Origin of the sequence: Candidatus Enterovibrio escicola (assembly GCF_002464935.1) — a bacterium.
In the GTDB taxonomy this organism is placed as follows: domain Bacteria; phylum Pseudomonadota; class Gammaproteobacteria; order Enterobacterales; family Vibrionaceae; genus Enterovibrio; species Enterovibrio escicola.
Window position 1 is genome coordinate 39,880 of the sequence record NZ_NBYY01000011.1, and the last position, 16,950, is coordinate 56,829.

The 16,950-nt window shown below is 39.9% G+C and carries 10 protein-coding genes and 7 pseudogenes; 6 read left to right on the forward strand and 11 right to left on the reverse strand.

Going from position 1 to position 16,950, the window contains the following annotated elements; translation table 11 throughout:
- Window positions 1–376: 376 nt before the first annotated feature.
- The 4 genes from BTN49_RS20355 to kefG form a co-directional block, all read right to left on the reverse strand.
- Window positions 377–517 carry a hypothetical protein gene (locus BTN49_RS20355; RefSeq protein ID WP_394336635.1) on the reverse strand — a complete coding sequence of 47 codons (141 nt, stop codon included), beginning with the start codon at window positions 515–517 and terminating at the stop codon, window positions 377–379.
- Window positions 518–972: 455 nt separating this feature from the next.
- Complete coding sequence (locus tag BTN49_RS20360; RefSeq protein WP_394336636.1) at window positions 973–1,116, reverse strand: DUF6444 domain-containing protein; 144 nt, start codon at window positions 1,114–1,116, stop codon at window positions 973–975.
- A gap of 193 nt (window positions 1,117–1,309) precedes the next feature.
- Window positions 1,310–3,106, reverse strand: coding sequence for a glutathione-regulated potassium-efflux system protein KefB (gene kefB, locus BTN49_RS04340; protein ID WP_097356167.1), 1,797 nt, complete (start codon window positions 3,104–3,106; stop codon window positions 1,310–1,312).
- Window positions 3,106–3,669 carry a glutathione-regulated potassium-efflux system ancillary protein KefG gene (gene kefG, locus BTN49_RS04345; RefSeq protein WP_097356168.1) on the reverse strand — a complete coding sequence of 188 codons (564 nt, stop codon included), beginning with the start codon at window positions 3,667–3,669 and terminating at the stop codon, window positions 3,106–3,108. The genes kefB and kefG overlap by 1 nt, the downstream gene beginning before the upstream one ends.
- Before the next feature lie 618 nt (window positions 3,670–4,287).
- On the opposite strand from kefG, the pseudogene BTN49_RS04350 reads away from it, so the two are divergent.
- The 4 genes and pseudogenes from BTN49_RS04350 (at window position 4,288) to BTN49_RS04365 (ending at window position 7,390) form a co-directional block, all read left to right on the forward strand.
- Window positions 4,288–5,133, forward strand: a pseudogene (locus tag BTN49_RS04350) (IS5 family transposase).
- Window positions 5,134–5,327: 194 nt separating this feature from the next.
- A pseudogene (locus BTN49_RS21930) lies at window positions 5,328–6,009 on the forward strand (transposase).
- A gap of 122 nt (window positions 6,010–6,131) precedes the next feature.
- Window positions 6,132–6,338 (forward strand): DUF3283 family protein, encoded by a 207-nt coding sequence (locus tag BTN49_RS04360; RefSeq protein WP_097356169.1) that lies wholly within the window; start codon window positions 6,132–6,134, stop codon window positions 6,336–6,338.
- A gap of 404 nt (window positions 6,339–6,742) precedes the next feature.
- Window positions 6,743–7,390, forward strand: a pseudogene (locus tag BTN49_RS04365) (phosphoribulokinase).
- 1,104 nt (window positions 7,391–8,494) lie between these two features.
- Here BTN49_RS04365 and BTN49_RS21935 read toward each other — a convergent pair.
- Window positions 8,495–9,024 (reverse strand): annotated as a pseudogene (locus BTN49_RS21935) (IS982 family transposase); the annotation flags it as partial.
- A 3-nt stretch (window positions 9,025–9,027) separates the two neighbouring features.
- A pseudogene (locus BTN49_RS15095) lies at window positions 9,028–9,233 on the reverse strand (IS982 family transposase); the annotation flags it as partial.
- A gap of 462 nt (window positions 9,234–9,695) precedes the next feature.
- On the opposite strand from BTN49_RS15095, the gene crp reads away from it, so the two are divergent.
- Entirely contained in the window at window positions 9,696–10,328 is a 633-nt protein-coding gene (gene crp / locus BTN49_RS04375) for a cAMP-activated global transcriptional regulator CRP (RefSeq protein ID WP_097356170.1), read from the forward strand.
- Window positions 10,329–11,060: 732 nt separating this feature from the next.
- On the opposite strand, the pseudogene BTN49_RS21940 reads toward crp, so the two are convergent.
- The 3 genes and pseudogenes from BTN49_RS21940 to BTN49_RS21945 all read right to left on the reverse strand — a co-directional run.
- Window positions 11,061–11,883, reverse strand: a pseudogene (locus BTN49_RS21940) (IS982 family transposase).
- Window positions 11,884–11,981: 98 nt separating this feature from the next.
- Window positions 11,982–14,612: a phosphoenolpyruvate carboxylase gene (gene ppc, locus BTN49_RS04385; RefSeq protein WP_097356171.1), complete on the reverse strand. Its 2,631-nt coding sequence runs from the start codon at window positions 14,610–14,612 to the stop codon at window positions 11,982–11,984.
- Window positions 14,613–15,064: 452 nt separating this feature from the next.
- Window positions 15,065–15,235 (reverse strand): annotated as a pseudogene (locus tag BTN49_RS21945) (IS982 family transposase); the annotation flags it as partial.
- Between the two features lie 346 nt (window positions 15,236–15,581).
- Between BTN49_RS21945 and BTN49_RS04390 the strand changes: the two are divergent.
- The gene (locus BTN49_RS04390; protein ID WP_097356172.1) at window positions 15,582–15,899 is read left to right on the forward strand and encodes a hypothetical protein; all 318 of its coding nucleotides are present in this window, start codon (window positions 15,582–15,584) and stop codon (window positions 15,897–15,899) included.
- 313 nt (window positions 15,900–16,212) lie between these two features.
- Here the strand turns inward: BTN49_RS04390 and BTN49_RS04395 are convergent, their stop codons facing one another.
- Both BTN49_RS04395 and BTN49_RS20380 read right to left on the reverse strand, forming a co-directional pair.
- Window positions 16,213–16,338 carry an IS1 family transposase gene (locus tag BTN49_RS04395; RefSeq protein ID WP_097356173.1) on the reverse strand — a complete coding sequence of 42 codons (126 nt, stop codon included), beginning with the start codon at window positions 16,336–16,338 and terminating at the stop codon, window positions 16,213–16,215.
- 212 nt (window positions 16,339–16,550) lie between these two features.
- Window positions 16,551–16,640, reverse strand: a complete 90-nt coding sequence (locus BTN49_RS20380; RefSeq protein ID WP_097356174.1) for an IS1 family transposase — start codon at window positions 16,638–16,640, stop codon at window positions 16,551–16,553.
- Between the last annotated feature and the right edge of the window lie 310 nt (window positions 16,641–16,950).

Below are 16,950 nucleotides of genomic sequence, written 5' to 3' on the forward strand. Positions count from 1 at the left end.
ACCGTGGATCACGGAAACTAGGGGTGGTGGCAGCGGATTACCAACCTAGTGATACTTTGTCACCCAGAACCAATCAGTTACAACCTATAAAAATAAACAAAATATGTGACTGAAATTGAACGTTGTTTCAAGCGTGTGTGGTTTGAGTTTCTAACGAAGAAATCTAAGAAAAATTCTTTATCGAAATTCAAGAGGTTGGCTCAGGCGAAAAGTGAGCCAGTGGATGAATTTACAAACATGCTCTGTCAGGACATCAGAACTCGAATGGTTAACCAACAATTCGGATTTGACAAATTACACCTTAAGACGTAAGTGTTAACCAGAGGTGGCTTAACTAGATGTTTATGAGATTAAAAACGTCGGGATAAAATTGTTTTCAGATTACCGATGACACTACATCGACAATGACATCCAATGCAGACAACCAAAGTTTCTTACAAGTTTCCACCTCAGACATAACACGTGAACAGAACTGTTCTCCGCGGTAAAAGCTAGTATCGAAGCAGATTTTTCGCATGATACCACTGAGGAGACAAACCCCTCTGGTAGCAGCTTCCCCATTTCGTTTGTGCGTTGTTTCATCTATATGAATAACAACAGATTATTTTACATGGTGATGCAACGCCTGATACAATGGCAAGGTGGTTAAGTAGATGAGAGACCTAACTGACCTGATTGGGCGTTATCGGGCACATTGGTTAGAACGAGAGGGTTACAGTGCTGGCACCGACCATAGAATAACTGATATTCCGTAATATCCAATGAAGCTTTGGATAACACAAAGACTTCATGACGATGAGTAGATTCCGTGTTCTGAGCAACCTTCCCACTGCATTGGGTGCAGCAGGTATCTAGCTGACAATACACGATGGAATCGCTTTCTTTGAGTTCGCTTACTGATTTCTTTGTGTCCCTCATGGCCAAGTTGAGCGCCAACCTGATTTCGGCAGCTAGGGTGTTGCGATTTTTTCGCTAGTCCCTTGCTGCGAAGGAGTTTGACGACGGAGAGCATGATGAGTTCCGTGAACTAGCAGACAACCAATCTTCGTACTCACGAAGATTGTCCCATAATTTACGGATGAGTTCGTTGGCTTGCTCGGAGTCCAATTCTTCCACCGGGGGTGGTTTATTTTCAAAATTCTTCTTTATTCATGAAGCCCGTTTGGCAGGCTGCATAACTCAATAGGCAATTGGGAGATAATCATCTCTTATTTATTTTCAAGGGGGGACTGGTAAAAGATTACCCTTACATGCAATTTAGAACCATTTAATCGCTGTATCACACGATGTGTATCCACTGATGTGGATATTATTCTCGATTCCAGCTCTGATGGCGTTCTGTGTCACCTTTCATCTCGAGATCAAAAAGTTCTTCAAGTTCTAATCGGGCTTCTTTGGTTCGTGATGTTGCTGATACATCCTCACTGTGTTGAGGATGCATTTCATGGAGACGCATTTCATCAAGCTTTCTGAAAAACGCTGCTGCACGCTTTGCTTTGTACGGATGCATGCCCAACGTAATCAGTGCCTGCTTGCCTAAATCCAAAGCACTTAAAAAAGTCTCTCGCGAAAACCCTTTGACTTTGTGCCCCAGCAATTGATTGGCTTCTACACGGCTGCGTGCCCGTGCCAGTATTTTTAAGTTAGGGAAGTGTCGCTGGCAAAGTTCAACAATTTCAATAACTTCTTCCGGTGAATCTTCACATATGAGAATCGCTTCGGCCGATTCAGCTCCTGCAGCACGTAATAAATTAAGTTGTGTTGCATCGCCATAATATACCTCGTAACCAAATTTCCGCAATAGCGCTATCTGTGATGGATCACGTTCTAGAATAGTTAGTTTGATCTTATTAGCAAATAACAGCCTACCAACAACTTGGCCAAAACGCCCAAATCCCGTAATAATGACACGATTTACTTCGCTTTTGAACCGCTCATTTTCAGGTTCGATAACATCTAAATTAATGGTCCGAGAAAACCATTTCTTCTGCAACATTAGAAGAATAGGCGTGGTCATCATTGATAAACTCACTACCACCAGCAGGAAAGCATTAAGTGAAGGGTTAAGCAGTCCTTCCCTTTGTGCAGCAGTAAACAACACGAAAGCAAACTCACCTCCTTGACTTAGTAATAATACCACCTGACTACGTGATTGCCTATTAACGGAAAATATTCGCACTAAGCCACAGATAATGATAGCTTTCACCCCTATCAACGCAACTACTGCACTTAGAATTTCTAAAGGATGTTCAAGCAACAGACCCAAGTCAACAGCCATACCTACAGCAATAAAAAACAAGCCAAGTAAAAGTCCTTTGAAAGGTTCAATGGCTATTTCAAGCTCATGCCGATATTCACTTTCAGAAAGCAGCACTCCCGCTAAAAAGGTCCCTAGCGCCATCGACAATCCGAGGGCTTGCATTCCCAAGGCAATTCCTATCACCAAAAGCAAGGCTGTGACGGTGAACATTTCCTTGACTCGACTCATTACAACCCAACGCAGTAAAGGCCGCAATAGATAATGACCCCCTACAAGTAACCCTACCACAGCACCAAGCATGATAGCTACAGTTAACCAGCTATTACCCTTACCGCCAGCAAGTGCGGGTAAAATAGCAAGCATGGGGATTACCGCAATATCTTGGAATAACAACACAGCAAAAACAGATTGACCTACCTCGCTTCGCATCAATCGCTGCTCTTCAATAATCCGCAGAGCAATCGCGGTAGACGACAGCGCTAATCCCATCCCCACCACTAACGCATCAATACGGTTTGTATCCAACATCAGGAAAGACAAACCGATAACCACCGTACTCAGCAGCACTTGGCTACCTCCAAGCCCGAAAATAGGCAGGCGCATTTGCTGTAGTTTTTTTGAGTTAAGTTCAAGACCGATTAGAAACAATAAGAGCACTACTCCTAGTTCGGCGAAATGTAGGATTGCTTCAACATCATTGATAAGACCAAGTCCCCACGGACCAATTACAATCCCTGAAAAGAGATATCCCAACACCGAGCCAATACCTAAACGCTGAGCAATAGGGACGGCAACCGCGGCAGAAACTAAAAATATTAGAGTATCAAGAAGGTAATTATGCTCCATCAAACAACCTCCGGCACAGGCTTACAAAGCCAATTAACATAACATTCTGCATGTCTGTTGCGATCTTCATCCGTCACACGTCGTGCCCAGTGCAATACTAATGGTTCCACCCATCGCATTTTGCATAGTAGTACTGTTAATTCAAATGGTTGCAGCAATTCATCCATACTATATTTATTATATCCATTTTGGCTGAACGCTTCCGACACACCTCCAGTCGTTATCACAAATCGACATAATTTCCCCGATAACGCATTGCCCCCACCGTGGGCAAAACCTTTACCCAATACCACGTCTATCCATTCTTTGAGCAGTGAAGGGCAAGAATACATTTGCAGAGGATGTTGGAACACAATTACATCATGTTCAATCAACAGCTCACGTTCATAGTGCACATCAATAATAAAATCTGGGTAAGACGCGTAGAGATCGTGGACGGTAACATTGTCTAGCTGACATGCAGATTTAATCATGCATTTATTCGCCACAGATTCATGTGGATCTGGGTGGGCAAAAACCACCAACACTTTAGATCGAAAGAGTGTTGTCATCTTATTTTCCATCTAGCAGTAAAATCCTTTTTCCCAGTAACGGATGCTACACGTATCTCTCCACCATAACGGTAATTAACTTAAGCTGCGTCTAAAAAATAAGCTAAACAGCCAAGTCATAATCTGATAGTTTTGAATTCTGAAATATTCTCATTAATAACATAAATACTTTAGTATGAGTAAGTTAGACTCTATTCTCGCAGATGTCGATGCTTTTTATCCAGTTGATACCATACTTGAGAAAAACACATGATTTACAGACCTGAATTCAAGTCTGAAGTGTGACACTTCTCAATTAAACTGTTAATGTCATTTCTTTAAAAGAAACAGCAGGCTGCTTGAATCCTAAACATTTCTTAGGTCGATAATTGATCCCTTATTCATGTACTGTCTCAAAAGCTCATTAGCATTCTCATTTATCCCTCGTTCCCATGAAGAATAAAGGTGGTAAAATAAATTTTAATATCTAAAACTTTTGCTATATCCATTAAGGATAAACAAACTCTCGACCATTATTTACCCTAATCGTATACATATTCTTTTTGCATGGTACTGCCGTTGTTTCCAAAATATCTGAACTAGTCGAAATTTCTACAATCAGATCATCATGTAGTTAAGCGGGAAGTGATGATGGGAAAAACCAAGCACAAGATCAGTAACTGGAAACAATATAATCAAGCACTAGTAAACTGTGGCTTAGTCACTTTTTGGATACCACGATTGAAACGGCACTGATGGTGAAAGGTATTTTTAAACTCCCACTTCGTGGAATTAAAAGGCTTTCTCAATTTGGTTGTTACATTGATGAATATTCTGCTGGAATCTCCTACATACACCTACATTAGTAAGTGTTTGAAGATCGTAAAAGTTTAAGTAGAGTTTGCCGAGTTGAGGAGCTATTGCCTACATCGTTATTTATACCACAGGCCGTAAAAGTATACAGAGAAAGTGAATGTAAAACACGTAAACACGGGAAGGAGAATCGGCATATCTGGTGTAAACTTCATCTTGCCGTTGATGTGTATACTCATGAGGTTATTGCTGTAGGAGTTAGCCTAGTGTTAGTGGATGATAATGAGTTTTTACCTACATTTCTTAACCCATTTAATACAAAAGATACAGCAAGTCAGTGCTAATGGAGCCTATGATACAAGAGCATGTCACCACGTATTAAAAAACAAAGGAATAACCCCCAATATTTCACCTCGAAGCAACGCGGGATACTGGAAGAAAGGGCATCATCAACATGAAGCTGTTAAGGCGTTGAGATATGACAAACAGGCAAAGTATAAACAGGACATGGGTTATTATAAACGCTCATTAGCAGAGACAGTAATGTTTCGCTATAAACAGTTGCCTGCTCTAAACTCACTCTTCGTAATTACACTGCTCAAGTTGATGAAGCGCTGGCAAATATAAAAACGATTAAACAAAGTTATAAAACTCAGTATGCCTGTGCAGCGGCAGACAAATTAAGACTGTAAAAAAGATTAAGACCAGTGCGTTACAGGCCTGATTTAATCAACAACACCATTACTAGATCTTAAAGAATTTGTAGAAATAGTAATTTTAATCGGTAAATTAACCTAAGTTGCGCATAAGAAATGAACTAAATGCTAAAATCGCGATCTGATCGTTTAAAAAACTATCGCCTGCATAAGGATTTGGGCATGAATAACTTAGACGCTATTTTCATCGATGTCGACGACTTCTGCCAGATTTTACTCCCTACATGGGAAAATACCTAATTTCTTCCGGTGTCAAACAAAGAAACAAGCCTTTTTGCCTCTCCGTTAGCGAAGTGATGACTATAGTGATAGTTTTCCATCAATTGGGTTCTCGAGACTTCAAAACCTATTACATCCACTTTGTTTGTCGCTACCTCACTCACCATCAGGTAAGGCAGATAGGGATTGCCTTCGTTGATTCGTCCAAGCTACAGGTTTATCACAACTTACGCATTCTCAGACATCAGATTTTTAAAGGCACCTCGAAGCGAGACAAAGGAATGATGGGCTTTGGGGGTGTTTATACGGAGATAAAGGTTATATCTCTGGTCCATTTGAGCAAGAACTTACAGACAAGGGAGTGATACTGATAACGGGTGTGAAAAAAAATATGAAACCCAACGTGATGAAATTTTGCGACCGTCTGATACTCTGGATACGATTTATTATTGAAACCGTTTTTGACCAACTAAAAAACATATCCCAAATCGAACATTCTCGGCACCTTAGTTGTATCAGCTTTATGCTTAACTTGCTGGCTGGGATTATCGCGTATTCATTTCAACCAAAGAAGCCTAGCATAAAGATGGCTAGGCTTGATAGGCAAGCACTTATGCAGATCTGAAGTTAAATTATATATCAAATTAGTGTAAATTTAAGGTTAATACTTATTATTAAGCGTACCTCCGATATGGTTGGTGGCTGTCAAACAGCTACCATTAGCTTGAAATATGAATGAGAGTGATAATGAACCAGAATTTAGTACTACTTCCCCCTGACGAGAAACAGAAAATTGAAATTGATAAGCAAGCTTCTTTTGCTGTGTGGCAAGTAAAGAAGGGAACAGAAAATAGACAGTTTCTCTTTAATCAAACACAAGCGCAAACTGTTGGGGAAATGCGTGCATATTTCCAGCAGTGCGTTGAGAAATATTCACAAATAATGGGAATTTAATTGCCCCATATATTATTAGCTATCCTCAGATCTGTGTAAATTTATCTTTGTTAAGACAAGTGGTTCTCAGACTCGCTCTTTTTGATTGGAACACATAAGGAACAAGTCCAGAAAGCAGATTGACTATTAAATCTCATACCACTTTTATGCCTTATACTCGATTTGGAATGTGTTTTTTAGTTGGTCAAATACTATCTCGATGGTTCTGTGTTCAATAAGTTGGTTTCCGTCTAAAAATAATTCTTTCAGTGATTATAAATCATACTGACGAACCATCCAACTTATTGAATACATAACTGTCGATAGCATATAGAGGCGATCACTGACCAAATAACATCTACTTGACCTTGTCTCAACACCCTGATAATTGTTTGACATCTTTATTAAAATTATTAGGATACGTTATGTTTGCAAAACATCCCATAATTGCAGTCACTGATTCATCTGGCGTAAGTACAACAACAACGTCAGACGCTTTCCGGAAAATGTTTAATATAATGAACATTAATTCAGCATGGATTGAAGGTGACAGTTTCCACCGTTTTACCCGTTTGGAAGTGGACAGTGAGATTCAAAAGGCACGCGATCAGGGTCATTACTCAGCTATTTTGGCTCTCACGCAAATGATTTTACGACCCTAGAGGCCTTCTTTCAAGAGTACGGTGAGCACGGTATAGGTAAGTTTCGCTACTATCTCCACTCTTTTGATAAAAGCAGTGCCTTACAATCAGATTCCGAGTACCTTCACAGGATGGCAGGATTTAGCGGAAAATACGAACACGATGTTCTATGAAGAACTCCATGGTGGATTGATCGATGGTGACATAAATGTCACCAAGCATGTAGATCTCTTGATTGGGATGGTTCCCATCATTAACCTAGAATAGATTCAAAAGTTCGTTAGGAATACCCGTAACCGTGGATATTCCAGAGAAGCTGTGGTGGATTCTATCGTTTGCTCTCCTATGGAAGATTACCTCAATTACATTACACCACAGTTTAGCCAAACCCATATTAATTTCCAACGAGTACCCACTCGTCGATACCTCTAAAATCCGCTCAATGACAAAGCTATACCAAGCTTGGACGAAAGATTTTTAGTAATCCGTTTACGATGAGTCAAAAACGTTGACTTCCCGTATTTGCTTTCTATGGTTCATAGGCTCCTTCATTTTTCGCCACAATACCCTTATAGTTCCTAGTAGGAAGATGAGTTGAGTCATAGAACTGATCATTCGTCCACTCATTCATCAATTGATTGATACTGGAAAAATAAGCTAACCCTCCACTTTCGTATCATTAGACGCGTATCATTAGATAAAACCGATGTTATCCTCTTAAATTGTAAAAGTAACAAAATAACCAAAGGAGGCCAAAGACCTTAAAGAAAGCTCATGAATCCTTCTTATCTAATTTATAGAATATACCAAAATAACTAGAAGATGCAGGTTTCAACAACCTTTACCGATGTCATAATTAAGACATCATTTTGTAAAGATTCAGTTCCATCAAAAAGAGATAACACCGAGCACACCGCTGGTGAACTCACCCTCCGTAAGAGGGTGAGTTCGCACATTTCATCGTTAAATTTCTGTGAAATAGACTGATTATTCCTATGAAAATTTGCTTAGAACTGAACGCATTAGTAACCTCTTAAATGGAACCTTTTCAAGTTATTTAGGTATAGTTCGACTTCCTGATCATCCTGAATCTGAGGGTCTTATACCCCTATTTTTGAGGAGAAACCATAAGTATTACAGCAACAAAATAGCATTTTAGTGTGATTCGAGATTGATGCAAAAGCTCAAAAGTAGATTATCTATTCCACGCGGTGATTACCTGCACCACGGGTTGAACAGATATCTGTGAGGATATCCTCAGTTATTACCGATTAATTTCTTAAATAAAAGTTATTTAAGAAGTTTAAGAACTGAACTCTTATCAAAGATACCTTTGCTTGAGATAGGGTAATATTTTCACCGGTAACCATTCTTACAATCAGTCCTTTTCTTTGCATACTGTTTTAAAAAACCATTACAAATTTTACTGGCATTGTTGATTAAATCTGCCCTAAACTCACTCTTTGTAATTAACCTCAGATCTGCATAAGCGATTACTTATCAAGCTGAATAATCTTAATAATCGGCTTCTATAAGTTAAAATGAATACACGAAGAACCCCGTCAGCAAAGTAATCATAGAGCTGATACAACTAAGGTGCTAAGAATGCTAGATTTGGGATATGTTTTTTAGTAGGTCAAAAACGGTTTCAATAATAAATCGTATCCGGAGTATCAGACGGTCGCAAAATTTCATCACTTTGGGTTTCATATTTATTTTCACACCCGTTATCAGTATCACTCCCTTGTCTACAAGTTTTTGCTTAAATGAACCTGAGATATAACCTTTATCTCCGTATAAACACCCCAAAGCTCTTCAGCCATTTCTGACAGAGGCTTTTTATCATCCACGTTAACCGTCGTCACTTTGACTGAGATAATGCTACTTTGGTTATTGATAATGAGGTGTAAATTGAAATAGTAAAACTGCCTCATCGTTCCTTTTCCTCGCTTCTCGGTACCTTTAAAAACCTGATGTCTGAGAATGCGTAAGTTGTGATAAACCTGTAGCTTGGACGAATCAACGAAGGCAATCCCTATCTGCCTTACCTGACGGTGAGTGAGGTCGCGGCAAACAAAGTGGATGTAATAGGTTTTGAAGTCTCGATAACCCGATTGATGGAAAGCTATCACTATAGTCATCACTTCGCTAACAGAGAGGCAAGAAAGGTTGTTTCTTTGTTTGAAACCGAAAGAAATGAGGTGTTTTCCCATGCAGGGAGAAAAATCTGACAGTAGTCGTCGACATCGATGAAAATAGCGTCTAAGTTATTTATGCTCACATCCTTATGCAGGAGATAGTTTTTTAAACGATCAGATCGTAACTTTGGCATTTAGTTCATTTCTTATGCATAGCTTAGGTTAGTTATAGCCATCATAGACACCATTTTAATAGTGCTAGGTACATCCTTCATACCTCCAATTCCCATCCATGACAAGATGGTGGGCTTAAGTGACGATCCTCAGGAAATCTTTTTCTCGTTTCATTCAATGATTGCTGATATTTTATTCATCTACTTACTTGCAGTATTGTGATCTTAGCCACGATTTATTCTTTAATTGGTAGAGAAGTCCATATCAAAATCAAGAAATCGTACAGGAAAAAGGATAAACTCCATGACTCAAACAGGGAGCTTGTAGCCTGAGTATTGAAACTTTATTCTGTCCTAAAAACGTGTACCGCAAGCGGTGGTATAAATATTACTCACTAGGTAACAACTGCAGAGGAAATGAGATATATGGTTCCAGGAAAACCTCAAACAGACCCTACATTGGAATGGTTCCTTTCACACTGCCATATCCACAGATACCCGTCTAAAAGCACCCTCATCCACGCGGGGGAAAAAGCTGAAACACTGTATTACATAGTTAAAGGGTCTGTGGCTGTACTAATTAAAGATGAAGAAGGCAAAGAGATGATTCTTTCCTACCTCAATCAAGGTGACTTCATTGGTGAATTGGGTCTTTTCGAGGAAGATCAGGAGCGTACAGCTTGGGTTCGTGCTAAATCACCATGTGAAGTCGCTGAAATCTCATTCAAGAAATTCCGACAGCTGATCCAAGTTAACCCAGATATCCTGATGCGCCTATCTTCACAAATGGCTCTTCGATTGCAGGTAACCAGCCAGAAAGTTGGTGACTTGGCGTTCCTAGATGTTACTGGGCGTATCGCACAGACCCTATTAAATCTAGCAAAACAACCGGATGCAATGACCCACCCGGACGGTATGCAAATCAAGATCACACGTCAAGAAATTGGACAAATTGTAGGTTGTTCCCGCGAAACAGTTGGGCGAATCCTGAAGATGCTAGAAGAGCAGAACTTAATTTCTGCCCACGGTAAAACCATTGTGGTATATGGTACTCGCTAATCCCTACCTAGTCATACTAAAGCCACTTTATGCAGTGGCTTTAGTCGCCTTTTCTCTTCATTCGCCCTAAGCAACATTGAGTTCTTAACCTATACCAAACTTAGAACAAAGAAGGATCGTGCTAACTAGATTTAATGAGCCAAATCACTGGCCTTTTCAGCGGATGCAAGAAGAAGATGGTAACAATCAGCATACACCAACGCTATGTGAGTAGCTTACAGCTTAACAAGCACATGACTTGGCCGTCGTATCTTTTGACCATTTATTTGTCCATACAGACTACATATCTTCACTCTCAAATATCTTGTCAGCTTGAGCTTCGATAAGCCCTTGGGAAAATGTACTATCCGCCAAGGGTCAATGCGTCTCCAACACCAAGACTTACCACACCCTTATCCGTAAAGGTAGATAATTGCTCAATATACACTTTTTGGTTAGCCTGTACCTCCCCATGAATGCACTGATAGAGAATACGGATTAGTGCAGAAACTCATTGACCTGTTTCATTTCATCTAGGATACAGGATTGATACACGTTTAGGAATTGTTTCCCAAATATTTGAACTAATCACAATTCCTATAATCAGATCACCATGAAATTAAGCGGGAAGTGATGAAGGGAAAGGCTAAGCCTAATATCAAAAACTGGAAACAATATAATCAACCTCAGATCTGCATAAGTGCTTACTTATCAAACCTAGTCATCTTGATATTCGATATTCGGCTTTTTTGGTTAAAATGCATACGTGATAAGCCCCACCAACAAGTTGGCCATAAAGTTGATACAACGGCGATGCCGAGAATGCTCTATTTGGGATATGTTTTTTAGTTGGTCAAAAACAGGTTTAATAATAAATCGATTCCGAAGTATCAGGCTGTCCCACAGTTGCATTACTTTTGGTTGCATATTCTTTCTCACACCCATTATTAGTATGACTCCCTTCTCCGCAAGCTCCCGCTCCAATGGACCAGAGATATAACCTTTATTTCCCTATAAACACCCCCAAAGCTCCTCAGCCATTTCCAACACAGGATTTTTATCATCCACGTTAGCCGTCGTCACTTTGACTGAGATAATGCACCTTGGTCATTGATAATAAGGTGTAATTTGAAGTCGTAGAACCACCACATTGTTCCTTTTCCGCGGTTCGCGCTACCTTTAAAAACCTGATGTCTGAGAATTTGTAGGTTGTGGTAAACCTGTATCTTAAACGAATCAACGAAGGCAATCCCTATCTGCCTTACCTGACGGTGAGTGAGGTAAAAGCAAAGCGGAGCCAAAACACTCTGCATGAGCTTAAGTATTCGTGTGTAGCTGATTAATGCAGGAAATTCGTTGGTGCAGTAGCGGCAAACAAGGTGGGTGTAATAAGTTTTAAAGTCTCGATACCCAGATTGATGGAAAGCTATTACTATCATCATCACTTCGCTAACTGAGAAGCGAGAAGGTTCGTTTCTTTGTTTGAAACCGGAAAAATCAGGTGTTTTGCCCATGCAGGGAGGAAATTCTGGCAGAAGTCATCAACATCGACGAAAATAGCGTCTAAACTATTCATGCCAAAGTCCTTATGCAGTAAATGGACTGTTATAAGCTTGCTCCGTGGTGAGGCTCTGTCGACACATCTCCTAGCGACCCATATAATAATAACGTTCTTTATCCTGTATTTCTCATGCCTGCTGCAATACCTGCTATGGTTACCATGAGCGCATCATCTAACTGTTTATGCACACCTTTCACGGAACGAGTTCGGTACAGAAGCTCCGCTTGAAGCATGTTCAAGGGTTCTACGTAGATGTTACGTAAACTGATGGCTTCTGCTCCCCAAGGATTCTGCTCCATTAGGTGAGCGCTATTTTCCACCATAAGTACAGTTTTGATATCTTGTACCAAACGTGATCTGAGTTGCTCGCCCAACGGCCATAGCTTTTGGTCAACCAGTTTTTTATCGTAGTATTTTGAAACCGATACACTAGTTTTTGTGTAAACCATTTCAAGCATACCTAAACGTGTTGAAAAGAAAGGCCATTCCCTGCACATATCCTCTAGATGTTTCAAATAACCGTGGTCAATTGAATATTGAATCGCTTGACCTGCACCAAGCCATGCTGGCAACAGTAAGCGGTTCTGGCTCCATGCGAATATCCAAGGTATCGCACGTAAGCTTTCAACGCCACCGTCCGGATTACGTTTAGACGGGCGTGACCCCAATGGAAGTTTATCTAGTTCCAACTCAGGTGTTGCCGAGCGAAAATATGAGACAAAGTCTTTGTGGCCACGAACCACATCACGATACGCTTCACAGGAGACGTCACTCAGTATTTCCATTAAATCTCGCCACTCTTGTTTTGGATCTGGTGGTGGTAATAAATTGGCCTCTAAAATAGCACTCGCATAAAGATTTAAGCTGTTGGTTGCCACATCAGGAAGTCCTAATTTAAAGCGAATCATTTCACCCTGCTCGGTGACTCTCAGGCCACTTTTCAAACTTTTAGGTGGTTGAGATAGGAGCGCTGCATGCGCAGGCGCACCACCACGGCCAATAGAACCACCACGACCATGGAACAGAACTAGGTCAACACCTGCACTTTCACATACGGATACCAGTGCTTCCATGGCTTTGTATTGTGCCCATCCTGCTGCCATCACACCTGCATCCTTAGCAGAGTCTGAGTAACCAATCATGACCATTTGAAAGTTTTGGATAAAGCCACGATAGCAATCGGTAATAAGTAGTTGACTGATTACAGACCTAGCATTATTCAAGTCCTTTACGGTTTCAAATAGTGGGCACACGTCCATTCGGAACGGACAACCTGTTTCTTTAAGTAGTAGGTGAACGACAAGCACATCTGAAGCGCTACGTGTCATTGATATAACATATGCACCGAATGCTTCACGTGGCTGCTGCGCAATAATACGGCAAGTATCTAGCACTTCTTGTACTGCGTGAGAAGGCACCCAGTCCCGCGGTAGTAAAGGACGCTTAGAACTAAGTTCACGAATAAGGAAGGTTTGTTTGTCTTGCTCGCTCCATTGCCCGTAATCACCCATACCAAGACAATGTGTGATTTCTGATAATACTTCGGTATGACGTGAACTTTCTTGGCGGATATCTAGCTTGATAAGGTTAATACCGAAACATTGGACTCGATGGATGGTATCCAGCAACAAACCATCAGCAATTATGCTCATGCCACACTCATTCAGTGACTGATAGCATGCATGAAGCTTGGTCCACAGCTGATCCACATTTGTTAAAATATCTTTTTCGTCGACACGTTGACCTTTCATTTGTGCATCAAAGTAATTAATGGTATTAATGAGAGTTTTACGTAATGATTTGAGGAGTGCACGATAAGGTTCATGTGCATCACCCACTAAGGTGCGTACGAAGTCATTACAACGTGTCATTGATAATTCGTTGATTAGTTCTTGGATGTCGATCAGATACAGATCGGCCGCTTTCCAGCGTGATAACAGCAGTACCTGTCGGGTTACTGTGGAAGTCACAAATGGATTGCCGTCGCGGTCTCCGCCCATCCAGCTAGATATCTGGATGGGGGAAACATCAATTGGCAGAAACTGACCAAAGTGCTTGTTCAGTTTCTGATCAAATTGACGTAAGAATTCAGGAACCGCTTGCCACAGGCTATTTTCAATAACAGCATAACCCCATTTTGCTTCATCCAGAGGTGTCGGACGTTTCTGCCGTATGACATCAGAATGCCAAGCTTGTGCAATCAGTTGTTCAAGACGTAGCTCAGATTTTTTACGCTCACTGAGCGATAAATCACCCAGTTCCAACTTAGATAGGCACTGATTGATTTGGATTAGTTTATGAATGGTAGTACGACGTGCAATTTCGGTAGGATGAGCAGTGAGGACTAGTTCAATTTTTAGATCGGTGATGGCTTTTTCTATCTCTACTCGAGAGATATCGCTGCTCTTTAATCGTTGGAAAAGACTGTCTAGCGCATCTGGGCTACGAACCAGTTCTCCACAATGACGTGAAACAGTGTGGTATTGCTCGGCTATGTTGGTCAGATTCAAGAATTGACTAAACGCATGTGCCACAGGTAATAGCTGATCATTTGGTAAACTTTGAAGGACCTCAATTAGATTATCATGATCGTCAGCATTTCCAGCTGATGCAGATTTAGAGAGTTTACGGATCTCTTCTACCTTGGCCAGCAATTCGTCACCGTGGGCATTTCTGATAGTATTTCCAAGTAGGCGGCCAAGCATGTTAACGTTACTCTTTAGAACATCGTTCTTGTCATTCATAAGTCATCCATTTCGTAACTTCATTACATCTAAATTGGATTTGCAAATGAGTCACTCTAGCCAATGTGAGTCCCTCTGGTCAATGTTCATAGCATTGAATATCAATTCTGATTTATTGAGGTGGTGAACTCTGAAATACACATGTATGTGATAAAATTACAACAATTAACGGATAAAAGCGCATCATTTGCGCTTGCTCCTACCTTCGTATTATAGTTGTATACAACAGTTGACTGTGATCGATTTGTATGTGTCAAAAAATATCACAGATGTTTATAGCTCAATTAGTGTTTTCTATAGCTAGTTAAAAGATTTAATTTATCTTCCTCTGTTACCTGTCGTTAATATTCTTACCATTGAGGAGAATTCAGATGTAGTTCCCTAGCTAATTCAGGAAATTAGTTGGTGAGGTAGCGACACACAAAGTGGATGTAATAAGTTTTGAAGTCTCAATAACCAGATTGATGGAAAGCTATCACTATCATCATAACTTTGCTAACTGAGAGGCGAGAAAGTTTGTTTCTTTGTTTGATACCGTAAGAAATTAGGTATTTTTCCCATGCAGGAACAAAAGTCTAGCAGAAGCCATCGACATCACCGAAAATAACATCAAAGTTATTCATAGCCACGTCTAGATGCAGTCCATAGTTTATTTGAAACGATAAGATCGCGACTTGGGTATTTAGTTCATTTCTTATGCGCAGTTCAGGTTAATTACCATTAAAAATCGAATATTTTGTACGAAAAGCGACTTATTGAAAATATGACTCTACGCTAAACGATAAGTATCGTAGTTATTATCTGAATTCAGATGTTTATCTGTTACATTAAGTTATGCTATAATTCGGAAACCATAGCTCCATTATGGAGCAGGTCTATATCGTGTAGAATTAATAATTTTTATGCTTAATATATGGAAATAAAGTTTATTTTTACACTAATGTGCAATTTTCTAATGGAATATATGGTATGAAAAAAATAGTGTTCTTTCTCTTAAGTCTTCCTTTTATCACTCAGGGACATGGACAACACAACAGTTCAATAAAGGACTGCTCTGAACTTTTATCCAGCGGTATTTATAATATAAACATTGAAGTTGAGGTTGACGACTTTAAGGAATCAGGAAAGAATGATATTAAATTTTCGGTTTCAGAGGTAAACAAGAAAATGAACGAAGAAGAAAGAAATTCGATAAACGAGACAATATCGCCGTTTGTTCAATGTATTAGTCCATTAATTTCTGAGGAAATTACAGCCATGGACAACGGCACACAAACCCTGAAATAATGCTTAAAATGGTCGGAATTATACCTCCAATTTCCGCACTAACTTATTTCCGACCATGTCCTTTAATAAGTTAGTGTTTATATAAAATATTCCAGTAAGCATTGAAGATGATTCTTTTTTAATAAAAATAGAATCAAGCTATGCGCTGTGCTATGAAAGTAACTTTAATCAAGAAATAAAAACAAACACTCGACGCCGATGATACCAGACATGAGAGTCAAGATCGAGACTGCATATAAAGGAGTACTGCTTGCGGAGGACACTACACCGAGTTATCCAGCTCTGCGCATCTAAGAAACAACCATGGACAGAGTTATGTATTCAATATGTTTATTATAGTTTCAAGGGAACACATACGTTCAATGAATATACCAATCACTTTGTCGTACATTTCCGTTGATTTTGAGTATCCAATCGCTTTCCGGTTGAGTCGTTTCAAGCGTGTTACGGAGGGTTAAATTTTCTCTCTTACATGCGTTGTGTATAAAGCTTGCCAACAATGTGTTTATTGTCGGGAAGAGATATCGTACACATTGAAATCTTCCATGCACCAAACTAAAACATTGAATATAAATAACTGATTGAAAAGAAAATTGAATATCTCTCTATCTGCGACACCAAAATGCGTAAGCAAAAATTTTTTCAATTAAGCTACCAAGCATACCAAAGCCAGCGATGGGTATGTTTGTTACCTGTGAAAGACCATTGCTCATCTACTTTGCAGATAAGCACTACTTCCATCAGATCTTGATCTTTGAGGGAAGGGTTAAATGAAGTAAGGAGACAATGGGATTATTTTCATATGGAATACTTATTTTTGCTTAGTGATCATACATAACTCACGTTAAATGTTATACGTACTCGCACACAAGTACGGTTAAAAACCATAGTATCAGCCGTGGTGAACACCAACACTATCATTGCCTGTCATTTTGCCGAACCTTCCAGCTTTGATATACATTAACAGCTTATCAGTCGGATAACTTATTGAAGTTTAGATGAATCATGAGAGGATCCGTGATCCTCTCAAGTACTACACATTAACATTAAT

Bases quoted from the DNA above. Each gene is read 5' to 3' on its own strand.
- kefG (WP_097356168.1), bottom strand. From the start codon at position 3,669: ATGGAAAATAAGATGACAACACTCTTTCGATCTAAAGTGTTGGTGGTT.
- BTN49_RS20355 (WP_394336635.1), bottom strand. From the start codon at position 517: ATGCGAAAAATCTGCTTCGATACTAGCTTTTACCGCGGAGAACAGTTC.
- BTN49_RS04360 (WP_097356169.1), top strand. From the start codon at position 6,132: ATGAACCAGAATTTAGTACTACTTCCCCCTGACGAGAAACAGAAAATT.
- BTN49_RS20380 (WP_097356174.1), bottom strand. From the start codon at position 16,640: ATGGAAGTAGTGCTTATCTGCAAAGTAGATGAGCAATGGTCTTTCACA.
- crp (WP_097356170.1), top strand. From the start codon at position 9,696: ATGGTTCCAGGAAAACCTCAAACAGACCCTACATTGGAATGGTTCCTT.
- BTN49_RS04390 (WP_097356172.1), top strand. From the start codon at position 15,582: ATGAAAAAAATAGTGTTCTTTCTCTTAAGTCTTCCTTTTATCACTCAG.
- kefB (WP_097356167.1), bottom strand. From the start codon at position 3,106: ATGGAGCATAATTACCTTCTTGATACTCTAATATTTTTAGTTTCTGCC.
- ppc (WP_097356171.1), bottom strand. From the start codon at position 14,612: ATGAATGACAAGAACGATGTTCTAAAGAGTAACGTTAACATGCTTGGC.